This window comes from Aureispira anguillae (assembly GCF_026000115.1).
Taxonomy (GTDB): domain Bacteria; phylum Bacteroidota; class Bacteroidia; order Chitinophagales; family Saprospiraceae; genus Aureispira; species Aureispira anguillae.
Genome location: NZ_AP026867.1, coordinates 1,572,769 through 1,587,423, shown reverse-complemented (window position 1 = coordinate 1,587,423; position 14,655 = coordinate 1,572,769). Strand labels below are relative to the sequence as shown.

Below are 14,655 nucleotides of genomic sequence, written 5' to 3'. Positions count from 1 at the left end.
AGCAAACAATCGTTTGCAAGTTACGGCGACTATATGCCGATTTTTTAAAAGAGGGGTTTGGGAGCAACCCCCTCTTTAACATACTATCTAATCTATAAAAACACACAAGGTTTACAATAAAATGCAAACTCAACCTAACATACAACCTGAGGTTAAAAATAGTTCCCTGAGTCCTAGCTTTTATGAAATGATTGATAAAAAGGCGACTCAGAAGGCAGGAAAAGATATGATGGCGGCTTATCAAGCCAAGCGCAAAAAGGCAGGAAAACGGGGCGGTGTAACGCCGTATACCTTTGATCTGTTTCATGCGATCATTCGCAGCGTTGCCCCCACCATGGAGAATTTAAAGAAGCATCAAGATGGTTTGTACGAGGAATGCCGTATGCATGGAGAATATTGCTGTTTTACGACCATTCCTAGCCTGATCACGCTCTTAAACGACACGGCGAAGCATCGAGTACTATCGCCCAATAAAAAGACCGTCTACAACCAAATTAAGAAGCTCATGGACATTGGTATCATTACCGAAAAGGTCAACCATGTACATACAGGTCTAAGAAATCCTTATCCAGACGAACAAAGCCCCAAGGGACGAGGAAAAATCCAATTGTGGATAAGCCCTCAGGTCTTGTGTATAAAGCCTTGCTATGAGGGTTCTGGGGCCTCTGATACCCCCTCTTTTTTTGACGTTAAAGGGGAAACTTTACCGCAGTACGAACAAAGTTCTTTACTATATAAAGATAAAGAACTAGAATCAATCATTAATAGTCCTTTAGTTGTGGATAAAGCGGCTTTGGCTGTCGCCAAGCTTAAACCATCCAATATTCAAGATGGAGGACAAGGAAGCAAGTTAATGCCAGTTGATTCTCCAACTATTGTGGCGCTTAATACTCAGAAATCGGGTGAAGGACAAGGAAGCAAGTCTATTTCCTCCGATTCTCCAAAGATTACGCCCCGAAAAGCGTCTAAAAAGGAGCATGTTTGTGCAAAATTATGGGATTTGATGCGCTACAACCTCTATCAAAACCAAGTGTACAACGAGCAAACCAACACGGATTGCAAATTAATGCTTGGCGAACTGTTGGATCTAGCAGCGGAGCATGTAACAGCTTATCGACAAGCTAAAATCCAGTCGTTCCGTGAAAATCCTGCTTATTTGGCCAGCAGGCAACAAACCAAGTTGCTCAAGAACTTTGCAGCAGGACTCCCCCATGAGGAGCGCTCTGCCATTGAGATCGTTTCTCATGCCATCATCAAACAACAAAAACACGCCGACAAATACGGCTATCCACTGTATTATCCAGTGGATTATCTCAGCTCAACGGCTGCGGTCAAGGCTCTGAATTATTCCATGGACGATTGGGATCGAATACAAGCCAATTATTTTGATAAAAACAAAACGGCTAAAGCCTATTTTCAGCAAGTGCAATGGATCAACAAGCGGTACAGTAGCGCCATTGAACAAATGGAGCAGGAAGGCGCAAAGGTAGTCTACAAAGACATTGCTCAACATTACAACCACTGGTATCAAAGCTTGAAAGATAATCCTTATTTGAACGAAGATAAAATGAAAGCCTTAGGCGATTTATTCATACAAAAATTTAAACCACTGCTCAACGATGAACACCTCCAACGCCAAAGAAATGGCAAGCACTAAAAAGAGAAAATACAAAGCGCCCTCGGTTGCTTATTTGCAGATAAAATTTAAGAACAACAGCAAGCCCAATGGTTTTAAAATAAGCAACTTTGGCAAGGATTTAACGAAGATTGAACGGTATTTGGCAAGCGTAGAAGGAAAATGGTCTTGGGCGGTACTTAAGCAAGTTAAAACAGGGAATATTTATCATTATTACCATCCCAAAACAGGACTACAGCGATTGGATCTAAAGGACTACAAAAAACAACTTACTTCCTACTCCTTGTACATCATTCCTACCCAACAATACAAAAACCGCCATGGCAGCCAAAAGGGCATCAGTAAACGGGTTTATGATCTTAATGAGGTGACAAAATACTGGAATAAGGACGTGCTGAGAATTGATATTTACCAGGAGAAAAAATTGATTAACCGTTACCAAGGAAGATTTTTGATGTAATGGATTATTATCGACAACATTCCGTCCTAATTCAAGATAAGATCCCCTTACAATTACAGCGCTCCCATTGGCATAAATTCCATTACTGGTTAGGTCAATATCTAATTGAAACCAAAGCGAAAAGCACGATTGAAAAATTAATACAAGCTACGCTCTTACAAGCATTCATCAAAATTTCAAAACTGATTCAACGCCTAGAACGAAGCGGTAAACCCATGAAAAGCAAAATAAGCCTACAACTTAGCCCCTCTGAAAAATACGGTTTAGAGTATAGCATCCAAGCGGTAGCCGAAGAAGTAGACAAGGATTTTGAACCCTTTTATTTAGCCTATTTACAACCCATTTTAGACCAATTTCACCAACACGACATCAATCAACCCAATCAAGGATTGAGCTTATTATAACCGCATTTAAAAGACAAAAATAATGGCAGTAGAAACACAAAATATCAACAAAGCCAATGTAGCCAAAGACATTCACCATTTATTAAATGGAGCGGAGCTTTGGGCTTTATTAAGAACGGACAAAAACGGCTTTGTTCACGTGCATACCGATAGTGAAACCGATTTTATGGCACTTGTCCTCTGTGTGTTTAAAGATCGTCCAGACCTCAAAGATGATTTGGACATGATGTTAAAATTTGAAAAAAATATAACCCCTTAGAAAATGACCAACAAACAATTTATAAAGATGGGCCATTCTGCGTTCCTCATCTGGATCATAACGCTCTTAGGCATTTATTTAATTTACCAGTATGGAATAATTGTAATTTTTTGCTTAGGGCTGCTTTTTTGCTGCCTTTGGGGGCTGCTCTATTCCTTTGTAACAGTGACTTATTTTATCAATTTCCTACATTTTAAAAACTGGGTAGAATCAACGCCCTTAGATATTTATTTACTACTTGACAATAAAGAATCTGACTCCAAACACGATTAAAATGTACTACAAAAAACAAATTAACACCTTAGAAGAAGCAGAACAACTCGCACTCTTTTTAAAAATGTCTATTCGACAATTGCTAAGAAAAAAGAGGATGTACGATGGTTTATTAGCTAAAAGGATCAGAAGGAAAACTGGCTGGGCAGCAGTTTGGCCAGTTGGTTTAAACCGAATTAAGCTACTAAACGATCCTCGATGTAAATCCATTCTGCTAAACCTATTTTGTTTAAAGGAAGCCATTCGAATCAAACGCTTTATCCAAAAATTAAACAAAGTTAGAAGCGCATTCACCAATTAAAAAAAGGAGCTGCTTAGGGATAATAAGCCGCTCCTATTCAAAAGAATTAAAAGACAAAGATATGACAACGTTCACAAAAAATCCCTACGCAGAAATGCGAAAAAAGATCAACCGCATTGTATTTCGGGATAGACTAGACAAAACCTTAGACGGAAAATTTAAACACAAGCGTTTTTCTGAGCGGTTTGCCTTGGCAAATACCGCCTTTATCGGCATGAGCGGCATTGCTCAGCTCGCAAGCATGGGAACTGCTTTTGTGATGCTCTCCTACTTATTTGAAAGCTCGCCTCTTATTATCAGAGTTGTTTTTTCCGCTGCCTTGGTTAGCATGATTGAAGTGGTTAAACGAGAAGCCACCAACGATGTAATGAAGAGTCTAAACCAATACAAAGAGGTTGAAAAATTCCCTACCTTTTTAGCCTTGTTGATGGTGGGCACCAGCATTTACATTTCCATTGAAGGTGCCAAGATCTTGCCCAGTCTTTTTATTGCTGATGCCATGGAGCTGCTCCCCGAAGGAAAAGAAGCAGAAGCAGTCAAGGCAATCTACGATACGAAAATTGAAACCTTGACCAAAGAACGAGAAAATTATATTCAAACTCGCTTGTATCATGGTAGAATTCGCACCGAAGATTCCAAAGAGGTCATGCGCATTAATGAAAGGATTGCGCTCACAGAACATAAAAAAGATTCTGCGCTCCAAGTATTAGACAAAAAAAATGAAGCCGCTCAAGCAGCTACCCTATTGCAAAATAAAGCGGCAAAAGTGGCGGTTGAAAAAGAGCGAATGAAGTTAGGAGAACAGCTCGTTATTGCAGCCATTGGTTTTGAGATTTTGTTTCTCTTTTCGCTCTGCTTTTCTTGGTGGTATTATACCGAATGTGAAAAGGAAAGACAAAAGGCGAAGGAGAACAGCTCCCCTTCTAGTGATTCTGAAAATATGCCGAAAGTGGACAAGGAAATCCCTGCTGAAGAAGCGAAGGTTTTGGAGGTGGAAACGATTGGTGTTAGAGCAACCAAGAAAGTTAGTTTTAAGGATTACGAACAGGAAGATCACGTGACCGAAACCGAAAAGGTTAAGAAGGATTATACTCGAATTTGTGCGCATTGTGATAGCCCTTTTATCCACAAAACACACAATCATAAGTACTGTAGTCGGGCTTGTATGGTAGCGGCAAGAGAGCAGCGAAAAGCCAATCAATAAAGGCAGTACTTCCAAAGTACTGCCAAAGTAAAATAGGCAGATTTTCGCAGTACTTTGGAAATTCTTAAAAACACTCGAAACACCGATAAATAAAGGAAGTACTTCCAAAGTACTTTGGCAGTACTTTGGAAGTAAAACAACCAAAAAAACAATTCTAAAATAATGATAGAGATAGAAGAATTACCAGATGTTATAACCGTGAGTGAACTCATCGCTCAAGTAATTGGAGAAACTGTTTTTATGATCTCATCTGAAAGACCAGGAGACAAGGAATATGAGTATTTGCAAAACTTGGATTTAAATAAAATGAGACAAGAAGCTGAATTGTATTTCTTGAAATTTACAGACGAACCAAAAAAGCAAACAAGGCTTATTTACACTAAAAAACATCGTCTAGAAGACAAACTAGAGCTTTTTCTCAGTAACTATCCTTTGTTGGATGAATATGCTGTTATCCAAAATATCAAAAACAACCTCGAAGCTTTAGACCAACTTTATGAAACTGTTAAAAAGCAAAAGAATCGTTAAAACGACCTGCTTTACTGCCAAAGTAAAACGGGCAGATTTTCGCAGTACTTTGGAAATTCTTAAAAACACCCGAAACGCCGATATATAAAGGAAGTACTGCCAAAGTACTTTGGCAGTACTTGGGAAGTAAAAATGAATAACAACAGTAAAAAATGATACTAACCCGATTAGGCAACAAACGCCAATTAGCCCAGACCATTTACCGCCATTTTCCAAATCATCGAATGCGAATTGATTTATTTTTTGGAGCAGGAGGTTTGTTCTTTTACAGCCCCAAAGCAGCATTCAATATTTTGAATGATTTGGATGATGATGTTACCAATTTATTTTTGATCCTTAAGGAACGAAAAGAAGATTTATATCAAGCCTTAGAATTATTGCCCATTAGCAGTTCCTTGGTTCAGCATTGGAAAAAACAACAAGAGACAGATCCCCTGCAAAAAGCAATTCGATTTTTGTTCTTGAGCAATTTCACTTATTTGGGAAAAGGGGACACCCTGCGTTTAGGTTTAGACAATACCAAAGCTAGATTATTAACAAGAATAGAACCAACCTTTGAAGCCCTAAAAAACACCAAAATTACGAACTATGATTTTAGGGAAGTCTTGGGCAAAATATCCTTTTCTAGAACGGTGTTGGACAAAGAAAAAGCCTTTGTCTATTTAGATCCTGTCTACCTTGAAACAGAACATTGCTATAAGGTGCCCAACTGGACACAAAAAGAAAGTCTGGATTGCTTTGATATTATGAGCCATTCAGGAATCAAATGTGCCATGAGTGAATTTGACCATCCCTTTATTCTTGCAGAAGCCAAAAGGAGGGGTTTTAATATCATACCCATTCGGGAACGGCAAAACATCAAGAACAGAAAAATGGAACTGCTCATTACCAATTATCAACCCATTCAAAGAACTTTATTTTAAGAACATTAGCAACATGACAAAAGAAGAAAAAAAAGCAACCTTAGAAGCCAAAATAGAAGAATTACAAGCCGAATTAAAAAAGATGCGAAAGCTTAAACGAGCACAAAAGATTCCTTTGGTAAAATTGAGTATAGACCTGAGTATGTCGGTTTGTCAAGGTCAATTAAAAGGCTATCAACATTGGTTAGAACAACTTGAAAATCCATTAGAAAAACAAGCAAAATAAAAAAAGTCAAAAAAATACGCCATTAGTTTCTAGTGGCGTTTTTTATTTGCTTGCATATAGCCTTACAATGCTTTATTTTAGGGCTTTTACATTTATTTACAAAATTCTAATTCACATGAAAAAGCTAAAAAAAACGAGAGCTAAACTAAGACCAGGAGAAGAAGTTGTGGGCATGGCTGTCCCTGATTTTTTATTAAACGAAGAGCATCAAAAAAAGCTCCGTAAGCCCAAATCAAATTCTAAACCTAAATCAAATCGCAAGCGCTCATGAAAATTATAGATACCTTACGTCCTGAGGGCGGTTCAAAGGCAGAGCAATGGTGGCAAGACCAAGGCTTTAAAAAAGTTTACCAAGAATTCAGAAAAGGCGATGCCAGTAATGATTTGAAAAAGATCAAAGATGTACGAGATGTATCGGAATTTTTTAAACTCAAAGGGTATCAATTTGGCAACTGGGTCACCCATGAGGATCGCTTTAATTATTTAGCAGCTTTAGCCGTTTGTCTATTTGATCTCAATCGAGTATTACGCTTTAAAGGCAATAATTTAGGCTTAGACAAACATTTAGGCGTTGCCTTTGGGGCAAGGGGCAAAAAAGGAGCTAAAGCGCATTATGAGCCATGGTCGCACATCATCAACATGACTCGTTACAAGGAAGCGCACCGTTTTAAGGAGCCGTACACCAAACCAACTCGTTTTGTTATTTCGGGTGGAGTGGGTTCTTTTGCGCATGAGTATGGGCATTTCTTGGATTACTTCTTTGGTTCCAGAGTAGAAACAACCGCTAAAGTTTATGCTTTATCGGATGGGCATTCTACTGACCCTACACGGATTCAATACGATAAAAACAAGTACCCCATGCGCTATTTAATGGAGTCCATTTTAGAAAAGGCCTATTGGGATAGCAGCAAACGCTCTGAGTCTGCTTATGTGAAGCGAATTAAAGAGCTACTTCCTGATCGTTATTGGGATTATTTTCTAAGTAGAAATGAGATTTTTGCTCGTTTATTTGAACAGTACATTTCTTATAAACTAAAGGAATTGAAGATTAAAAATGTCTTCCTAACTAAAACCAAGTACCACACCGCTCAATATATGCTCCTTTCGGAAATAAAAACGGTGGTGCCGCTTTTTGACAAGTTATTGATCCAAATGAGAAAGCATTTTTAAAACTGCTCTCCATCTAAATATTAAAAGAAGCTGTTCATTTTTGAGCAGCTTTTTTTATGTCATCAAAGAAAGTCAAAAAAATACGCCATTAAATTCGACCCCTGTAATCTGAATTCTTTTCAATGCTAAAGACATGCTCTAACTTTATCTAAAACCAATTGATTACATAAAAAATAAAAAACCATGATTTTAATATTGAGCTTAATTCTAATTGGAGGGCTACTTTATTTTTTAGGCCCTAGTCCAGCTCCTTCAACAGCAATTCAAAAAAAAGAAATTGTCTATTTAGACGAAAATGAGTTTTGGGCATTGGATGGAATAGAGCAGGAAAAAGCAGTGCCCTTATCCATAGAAAAACAGCCCGTAAAAAGCATTCAAAAAACAACCCGATTAAGAGATACAACCAACCAACAGCAACAACGCAAAAAAGCCGTAAAAAAGCGTAGAAAACGCAGAAAAATAGCCAAAAAGAGCCAACAAATTAATCGTTAATTTATCTAAATTAATTCAACCATGTATAGCAAATTAATCAAACTCAAAAAAGGAGCTGTCATCACTTTGGACGGAAGCCCTTTACAACTGTCTAAAGCCGTTAATTTACGAGTCGTAGCCACCAATAAAAGCGATTCCAAGCCAGCGCCCACCAAAGTCGCACAAGGCGAGCATCAACAAGATTTACCGCATCCCGTGGACAAAAAAGAAGTCTTGGCTTTGGTCCAGGAGCATTTAAACAAATTGGGGCAAGACGAATATGCTTTAATGATGGATGGCATCTTTCAGGATGACGACCTAGAGGCATTAAATGGTTCCTTTAATGATCTTCACAAAACGTCTATTTATGCCGCTACGGTTACGCATATTTCAGAATTAAAATCATTGTATCAAGCTTTAAAAAACTTGTAAAATATGTCCCAAAAAGAGGAAGACAAAAACCCCATTTTAGATGCGTTTATCAACCCCTCAGAAAATGCCTCAGAAAATGAGTTAGAAAACGCTTTAGAAAATGATTCAGAAAATGGATTAGAAAATGCTAAAAAATGCGTTTTTGAACGTAAAAACGCAGAAAAAACGGAATCTGAATTTATAAAAAATGAACGTGGGCAGCACGTAGAAAATGCGGAAAAAATGAACGTAGAACCTACCGTAGAAAATGGCGAAGGAATCAGCGATGATTATGCCCCCGAAGAGGAGGAAGAAATCGAAGAAGATTTGGCGTTTGAAACGGAGGGTGAAGAGGAGGAAACGGAAGATCAAGAAACAGAAGATTGGGAGTTCCCAAATGAGGACGAAGAGGAGGACGAGGAGGAAGATGTTTTAGATCAGTCCATTCCTGAAGGAGGAGAAGATAAGCCCATTGATGAGCTGATTAGTGAGGTGACAGGTGACAGCGTGAAAAACTTGGAAACCCTACGAACTTTGGGCGATCTAGTTATGGAAAAATTAGACGATTCCAAAGCCATGATCTGTAGTGCCATTAGTGGACAACCTGCCGCTAATTATACCAGTGATAAGCGTTTGAACAAAGCTTTGCTGAATGCCTTTATCAACTATTTCAACAGCACAGAGGTCAAGGCTCCCACGCCAATGGGAACGCTTTTAATCGCTTTGGCACTTTGGGGAATGCCCACACTTGGAGCTGCTTATTTTCATCGCTTACAAGCCAAGCGCCTGCAAAAAAGAAAGGCGGCTGGAGAAGAGATCGAAGAGGAAGTGGTCGAAGCAGAAACACAGAGCGATTCAGAAGATTACAGCCAGCTCAAGGAATATAAAGAAAACCGTAGAACGTTTAGTGTACACAAAGAAACGGGCTGTTATAATCGAACGCCCAAAGGGCAATTTTGCCGTACGAGTGTTGCCGATGAAAAACCAAGTCCTGCGATCCAAAAAATGTTAGATCAGGGCTATGATAATACAAAGATTCGAGAACTTTTATACGGGGAATAAGCATGAGCAACCATCCATTTTTTTTAGCCTATTTTGGTAAACCACATTCAGGAAAAACCTACGATCTACAACAGTTTGTCAAACGTTGTGGACGAGAGACTATTTTTGTGTACAATTCGGGACATGAAAAAGACTGGAGAGGCTTTATTGAAATTGAACTGCATTCGGATTCCAAAAGCAAGAAGCTCTATTTTAGTTACAAAGGAAGGGACTATTTGTTTGAGAAACATTTTATGAAAAAGTTCAAAGGCAAAAAAGTCAAAGCCATGATGGCGGATGAAAAGCTAACCGAGCAATTATTGTACAAGGCGCTCTCAAAAAAGGGCTACAAAGGTTTGTTTTTTATCATAGACGATGCCACCAATGTTTTCTCCGCTCAATTGACCCAAGCTCAAAAAGCCTGTTTTTATCGTGCTAAGCACGTAGGAATTTGGTTTGCCTTGGTTTTTCACGATCCGAACATGTTTCCCAATGGTGCATGGGGAGCCTTGACTTTAGCAAGATTCTTTAAAAACAATGTGGCACCACCTAGTAAAAAGCAAAGAATCATTCCACACTTTCCAGAAGTCATGCAAGCTTTTAAAATCTTGCGCACGGCTCCTGTATACAGCCATTGTACCTTAATTATGGATTCAGGGCAACTGGTGGTGAAACGAGCCAAACCACGATTAAATCCTAAAAAGGTAAAACCTATTATCATTCATAAAAAATAAAATCAATGCTATTAGAATTATTATTAGAACAGCAAAAACCACAGTTAAAGAAAGATTTAGAAAAAGTCATTGAACAGCTCTTGACTTCTATTGCGGACAGTAAGCAATTAAATCCCTTTGAATTGGTCTTAAAATTATCCGCTAAAAAGGGACAAGCGATTGGGCAGATTTTCACCCCTCAAAAGAAATTGTTGTACGATTTTGACGCAGGCGAAGAAATCAGCGGTTTGTTTGAGCATCAATTGGGGCGCTTGCCTGAAATCGCTAAAAAAGCAGTCTTAGCCAAAGTGGGGCATCAAGCCATTAGTGTTCAGGTCGCTCAAAGTTTAGAACACGGAGGAGCTATTTTGGTACGTTATGATAAAAATTATCAATTAGAATACTTTCAACAACTTGAAAAAAAGCTAAAACGCATTGATATAGATCATTTTTTTGCTAATATTAAAATATAAATGAATTGGTTTAGCATTCTTTCGTTTTAGATAAAGATTAGGGCTTGCTTAAGCTTCTTGGGTGTTTGGATATTAGATGATAGATATTAGACTCCCAACAAACTACAATAGGAGTCTAATATCTATCATCTAACAGCAAAGCGATCTAAAAACGAAGTGATCTAAAAACAGCAAAGCGATCTAAAAACAAAGTGATCTAATGAAAACAATTTAAAGCATAAAAAAAGTTTATTATGAACCGTCAAGAAGCTATTTTGACCGTTCAACCTCCATTCCCTAAAAAGCAATTGGGGCGATACCGCTCCGTAAAAGGCATTTATCTCATTCGTTTTAACGATCAAGTAATTTACATTGGTGCGTCTAAAAATATCTACAAGGGTATTTCTAGGCTCTACCAAAAAGGCGGCGTATTGTCCCACTTATCCTTTGAACGTTGCACCTTTGAAGTCATTCTGTCCAATCTCAAAAAAGGCAGTATTGAGCAGGCTTTAAAAGGTAAATTTAAGCCCAAAAACAACCATCAAGCGAAGACCTTGATCAAGTATCAATTTTACCGAAAACATCAACATCAACGCATTTTGGTGGCCTATCAAACGCAAAGTAGGTTTAGCCAAGGCGAACACAAAAGCGATTCTGAAAACCAACCTAAAACCAATTCAAAATGATGGTTATTTTAGACAATGGGCACGGGGGAATGATTGGAGGCAATTATCAAACCTTGGGCAAGCAATACCAATTTAAGGACGGCACCACTATTTATGAGGGTGAATTTAACCGTGCCATCAAAGCAAGGGTCGCTGAGCTGTTGACCGCTAAAGGAATTCCTTATTACGATTTAGTGCCTGAAAACAAGGACATTTCCCTCAAGGAACGTATTCGGCGAGCCAATGCCATCCACGAGCAATACAAGGGCAAAACCTTTTTGATTTCTATCCATGCGGATGCAGGAGGAGGAAGCGGAGCTGGGGTCTTTATTGCCAAACAGTCCAGTCAAAAGAGCCTATACTATGCCACTTGGGCTAGGGATTTATTCTCACGGCATTTTCCCGAAAGCAAGCATCGAGGCATCAAACGCAGGAACTTTTATGTTTTGCGTTACTCGTTCATGCCTGCCATTCTCCTGGAGAATTTCTTTATGGACAACGAGCAGGAATGCAAAACCTATTTGTTAACGCAAAAAGGCAGGGATAGGATCGCTTGGTATATCGTTGATTTGATTCAAAACATTTTAGAACACGGAGATTTAGTCGCTTAGCCTATGAAATTTAATAAAGATAATGTTCAATTTATAGCCCTTTTATTACTGATTGGTTATAGCCTTTTTTTGCAAGAATGCCGACAAGGAACAAAGAATGAGCAGCCCATTTATAGGGTTGATACTTTGGTTAAAATGGATACCGTTTTGCCACCGCCTGTTATTGTCAAGCTTCCACAACAACAGATACCAGCTCCAACCATTATTTATATAGATAGTACTAAAAATGTGGTAGAAAGCAACAGGATAGATACCAACTTTCATCAAGCTGCTGCACTTTATCAAGATAGTATTAGTGATGAAAATCTAACGCTTTATTATAGTTCTATTGTAAATGGAGAGCTGCTAAAAAATAGTTTGGATTATCGGCTTAAGATTCCCAAACAGATCACTAAAACCGTAGAAATTACAAAACCTGTTCCCCTTCCTGTTAGCTCTTTGCTGCTAACGGGTAGCGTGGGCACTAGTATCAATTCCTTTAATAGTGTTCGTTTGGGACTGCAATTTGTTAGCGCAAAAGGCTGGGCGCTGGGCTATGATTACGATCTATTGCAGAACATTCATTCGGTTAATTTGGGGGTTAAACTCGTCCAATTCCCCCCAAAAGGAGCTAAAAAGAAGAAAAGGCGTAATTTTGTGCGTAATTTTTTTTAGCCCACCTGCTAGGCTTCAATAAACACCTGATTTAGCGCCCTTTTCTAGCATTCAAAAAACAATTCAAAAATACTAAAAAGTACGCCACTAAATGCCCTCAAAGCGGCTTTAGAATTGGGATTCCTAGCCTTTTTTGCTGCATCTTTGTGTAGACGAAAATAACAAAAAACAAGAAAGAAAGCTAAACCTTAAAACACTTTTAGAATGTACCACTAAACCAAAAACCATTGACATTAATGGACAAAATCAATTTATTACCTGATGAATCTGAGCACGATGTAAGAATCCGATTTTTTGTAGATCCTTTGAGTTTGGGTATGACCCTAACAGGAGTGCTACTCTTAATGGTTATTTACCTTCGTGTGCTAAAAACAAACGGATGAAAGAAATAAGCAAAGCCCTTTTTACTTGGTTGGTTGGATTGTTTAACGTTGGAATCTACAATTTGAGCGATGGCATGGATAGTTTGCTCTTAGCCTTGCACAAAAACGGTATCGAACGACAAGCCAACGAACTGTTAAGGCTTTACCAACTGGTCGAACATCAACAAGAAATCTTAGTGATTTTAGATGTTTTTAAATGCCTCTTTATGTTGATTAGCATTGTCTTTTTATTCATTGTCAATCAGCCTAGAATTTGCCGTTTTTTTTCCGCTGTTTATCGTAAGATACAGCAATTTTACCGCTTTCTTAAACGAAAGTTCCAAGCTTCCTAAGTAGAGGTTTATCCTATACTTACATTTATTAACAACCTTATCATTCAAACCAACAAAATTCCTTCTCTTATGAAAGTTAGAGTATTTTTTCCTGTAGGCAACCAGTATTATTTACCTTCTCCATGGGTAGAAATCAATGGAGAGCGTTCTTTTGAGCCTGTAGAAAACCAACCTCAATACAAATTAGCTGCTGTCGTAGAACAAGCCGTGCAAAAAGGAACCGCTATCATTGACAAGAGCATGTCCATGGGCGATTGCTACAATGTAAAAGCCATTACGCCTAGAGCAAGCAACAAAGAAAACAGCGACAAGGTGGAGTACAGCCAAATTGAAGTCATTATCGAAACGGCAACCGATGCTGAAGCAAAAGTTTGTTTGGGCATGTCGGATCTTGGTTTGGAAATCTTTGATGGAGCACAGGTGGTCAAAGGTAGCCCTGTCATTGGCGGTACCTTTAAAGACAACACCTTAAATGTAATTGGTCGCCTAGCCAATCATGGTTTGTTGCAAATTACAGGCGCTCGTTTCCTTGCCAGTAATGATAATGTTTATTCATATAGCCCAAGGTTTAAAACCTATTCTCATGTTGGAGAAGTCATCAACGATAAGCGTTTGCATTATCCAAAATCTTCTTCTAACGATGAAAACACAGAGATCCGCACCATGGACAGCAATTATCTGACAGAAAAAGGACTTAGCCTAGTCTTGGACGGCATGAACTTTATTGAGTTTACTGTTCCTGTGGGTGAAGAGCTGACCATCACCTTATACACTGCCTTTACGCCGATTCGCTAGAAGAACACCGCTAAAGCACAATAACAAGCAGAGCGCCAATACGATTCCGTATTGGCGTTTTTCCCAACCCTAAACCAATAAAAGATGGCAGCAGCAGCAGAAGGCTTTAGTTTTGAGGATATAGAAATAGGCGACATCCTATCCGATATTAATATTGGAAACCATGGGATGAGCAGCAAAGAGGTCGCCGCAATGATGATTGGGGTGATGCAAGCGCAAGAGAGCAAGAAACGAGAACAGGAAAAAGATGTGATGCAAGACCGTGAGCGCCGATTGATTATTGGCGTGGGAGCTTCTATTGGCTTAGGCTTGTTTCTCTTAATCATATATTTAATCGCATTAAAACTAAATAGATCGTGAAAAATAGTCAATTCGAAATTCAAACCGCTCCTAATCTAAGTACAGACAATGCCAACGCTATGACTCCTACCGATAGCAATAAACCTGTACCTGATGCGAGCACCACCACCACAACGACCACCACAGCAACGCCAAGTGATACCGCTCCAACCGATGCAAGTACCACGGCAACCACAACCGATAAACCCACTACCACCCAAGAAGACAAAGCACCAACAACGCCTAGCACGCCAACCGATGCGATTAGTTGTAAAATCTGTACCTATTACGATGTAGCAAGATTGGGGCTGATGGGTTCTTTATTTATCTTGTTTTTGGCAATGGCTTATCATTCTATTAAAACCGCCAAATTGCCCAAGGGTTAATCCTTAACCACCAAAGAA

24 protein-coding genes are annotated in these 14,655 nt (G+C 38.9%); all 24 read left to right on the top strand.

Annotated features, from left to right (window positions below):
- Window positions 1-121: 121 nt before the first annotated feature.
- The 24 genes from AsAng_RS06000 to AsAng_RS05885 all read left to right on the top strand — a co-directional run bounded on the left by AsAng_RS06000 (window position 122) and on the right by AsAng_RS05885 (window position 14,637).
- The gene (locus AsAng_RS06000) at window positions 122-1,657 is read left to right on the top strand and encodes a hypothetical protein (RefSeq protein WP_264791889.1); all 1,536 of its coding nucleotides are present in this window, start codon (window positions 122-124) and stop codon (window positions 1,655-1,657) included.
- Complete coding sequence (locus AsAng_RS05995) at window positions 1,620-2,096, top strand: hypothetical protein (protein ID WP_264791888.1); 477 nt, start codon at window positions 1,620-1,622, stop codon at window positions 2,094-2,096. The genes AsAng_RS06000 and AsAng_RS05995 overlap by 38 nt, the downstream gene beginning before the upstream one ends.
- A complete protein-coding gene (locus AsAng_RS05990) occupies window positions 2,096-2,500 on the top strand; it encodes a hypothetical protein (RefSeq protein ID WP_264791887.1) in 405 nt (134 codons plus the stop codon). The genes AsAng_RS05995 and AsAng_RS05990 overlap by 1 nt, the downstream gene beginning before the upstream one ends.
- A gap of 22 nt (window positions 2,501-2,522) precedes the next feature.
- The gene (locus AsAng_RS05985; protein WP_264791886.1) at window positions 2,523-2,759 is read left to right on the top strand and encodes a hypothetical protein; all 237 of its coding nucleotides are present in this window, start codon (window positions 2,523-2,525) and stop codon (window positions 2,757-2,759) included.
- Window positions 2,760-3,033: 274 nt separating this feature from the next.
- Window positions 3,034-3,333: a hypothetical protein gene (locus AsAng_RS05980; RefSeq protein ID WP_264791885.1), complete on the top strand. Its 300-nt coding sequence runs from the start codon at window positions 3,034-3,036 to the stop codon at window positions 3,331-3,333.
- Window positions 3,334-3,394: 61 nt separating this feature from the next.
- Window positions 3,395-4,537, top strand: a complete 1,143-nt coding sequence (locus AsAng_RS05975) for a hypothetical protein (protein ID WP_264791884.1) — start codon at window positions 3,395-3,397, stop codon at window positions 4,535-4,537.
- Between the two features lie 162 nt (window positions 4,538-4,699).
- Entirely contained in the window at window positions 4,700-5,065 is a 366-nt protein-coding gene (locus AsAng_RS05970) for a hypothetical protein (RefSeq protein ID WP_264791883.1), read from the top strand.
- A gap of 152 nt (window positions 5,066-5,217) precedes the next feature.
- Window positions 5,218-5,988, top strand: a complete 771-nt coding sequence (locus AsAng_RS05965; protein WP_264791882.1) for a DNA adenine methylase — start codon at window positions 5,218-5,220, stop codon at window positions 5,986-5,988.
- A 13-nt stretch (window positions 5,989-6,001) separates the two neighbouring features.
- The gene (locus AsAng_RS05960) at window positions 6,002-6,214 is read left to right on the top strand and encodes a hypothetical protein (RefSeq protein WP_264791881.1); all 213 of its coding nucleotides are present in this window, start codon (window positions 6,002-6,004) and stop codon (window positions 6,212-6,214) included.
- A gap of 115 nt (window positions 6,215-6,329) precedes the next feature.
- Window positions 6,330-6,485, top strand: a complete 156-nt coding sequence (locus tag AsAng_RS05955) for a hypothetical protein (protein ID WP_264791880.1) — start codon at window positions 6,330-6,332, stop codon at window positions 6,483-6,485.
- On the top strand, window positions 6,482-7,384 hold the full coding sequence (locus AsAng_RS05950) for an LPD1 domain-containing protein (protein ID WP_264791879.1): 903 nt from the start codon (window positions 6,482-6,484) through the stop codon (window positions 7,382-7,384). The genes AsAng_RS05955 and AsAng_RS05950 overlap by 4 nt, the downstream gene beginning before the upstream one ends.
- A 183-nt stretch (window positions 7,385-7,567) precedes the next feature.
- Window positions 7,568-7,876, top strand: coding sequence for a hypothetical protein (locus tag AsAng_RS05945; protein ID WP_264791878.1), 309 nt, complete (start codon window positions 7,568-7,570; stop codon window positions 7,874-7,876).
- 21 nt (window positions 7,877-7,897) lie between these two features.
- Entirely contained in the window at window positions 7,898-8,287 is a 390-nt protein-coding gene (locus AsAng_RS05940; RefSeq protein ID WP_264791877.1) for a hypothetical protein, read from the top strand.
- A 3-nt stretch (window positions 8,288-8,290) separates the two neighbouring features.
- Window positions 8,291-9,328, top strand: coding sequence for a hypothetical protein (locus AsAng_RS05935; RefSeq protein WP_264791876.1), 1,038 nt, complete (start codon window positions 8,291-8,293; stop codon window positions 9,326-9,328).
- A gap of 2 nt (window positions 9,329-9,330) precedes the next feature.
- On the top strand, window positions 9,331-10,041 hold the full coding sequence (locus AsAng_RS05930) for a hypothetical protein (RefSeq protein WP_264791875.1): 711 nt from the start codon (window positions 9,331-9,333) through the stop codon (window positions 10,039-10,041).
- A gap of 5 nt (window positions 10,042-10,046) precedes the next feature.
- A complete protein-coding gene (locus AsAng_RS05925) occupies window positions 10,047-10,493 on the top strand; it encodes a hypothetical protein (protein ID WP_264791874.1) in 447 nt (148 codons plus the stop codon).
- A 233-nt stretch (window positions 10,494-10,726) separates the two neighbouring features.
- Entirely contained in the window at window positions 10,727-11,158 is a 432-nt protein-coding gene (locus tag AsAng_RS05920) for a hypothetical protein (RefSeq protein WP_264791873.1), read from the top strand.
- The gene (locus AsAng_RS05915; RefSeq protein WP_264791872.1) at window positions 11,155-11,748 is read left to right on the top strand and encodes an N-acetylmuramoyl-L-alanine amidase; all 594 of its coding nucleotides are present in this window, start codon (window positions 11,155-11,157) and stop codon (window positions 11,746-11,748) included. The genes AsAng_RS05920 and AsAng_RS05915 overlap by 4 nt, the downstream gene beginning before the upstream one ends.
- Before the next feature lie 3 nt (window positions 11,749-11,751).
- The gene (locus AsAng_RS05910) at window positions 11,752-12,402 is read left to right on the top strand and encodes a hypothetical protein (RefSeq protein WP_264791871.1); all 651 of its coding nucleotides are present in this window, start codon (window positions 11,752-11,754) and stop codon (window positions 12,400-12,402) included.
- A 236-nt stretch (window positions 12,403-12,638) separates the two neighbouring features.
- Complete coding sequence (locus tag AsAng_RS05905) at window positions 12,639-12,785, top strand: hypothetical protein (RefSeq protein WP_264791870.1); 147 nt, start codon at window positions 12,639-12,641, stop codon at window positions 12,783-12,785.
- Window positions 12,782-13,117: a hypothetical protein gene (locus tag AsAng_RS05900; protein WP_264791869.1), complete on the top strand. Its 336-nt coding sequence runs from the start codon at window positions 12,782-12,784 to the stop codon at window positions 13,115-13,117. The genes AsAng_RS05905 and AsAng_RS05900 overlap by 4 nt, the downstream gene beginning before the upstream one ends.
- 69 nt (window positions 13,118-13,186) lie before the next feature.
- Window positions 13,187-13,912: a hypothetical protein gene (locus AsAng_RS05895; RefSeq protein WP_264791868.1), complete on the top strand. Its 726-nt coding sequence runs from the start codon at window positions 13,187-13,189 to the stop codon at window positions 13,910-13,912.
- 84 nt (window positions 13,913-13,996) lie between these two features.
- Entirely contained in the window at window positions 13,997-14,272 is a 276-nt protein-coding gene (locus tag AsAng_RS05890; RefSeq protein ID WP_264791867.1) for a hypothetical protein, read from the top strand.
- On the top strand, window positions 14,269-14,637 hold the full coding sequence (locus AsAng_RS05885; RefSeq protein WP_264791866.1) for a hypothetical protein: 369 nt from the start codon (window positions 14,269-14,271) through the stop codon (window positions 14,635-14,637). Before AsAng_RS05890 ends, AsAng_RS05885 begins: the two co-directional genes overlap by 4 nt.
- Window positions 14,638-14,655: the final 18 nt, after the last annotated feature.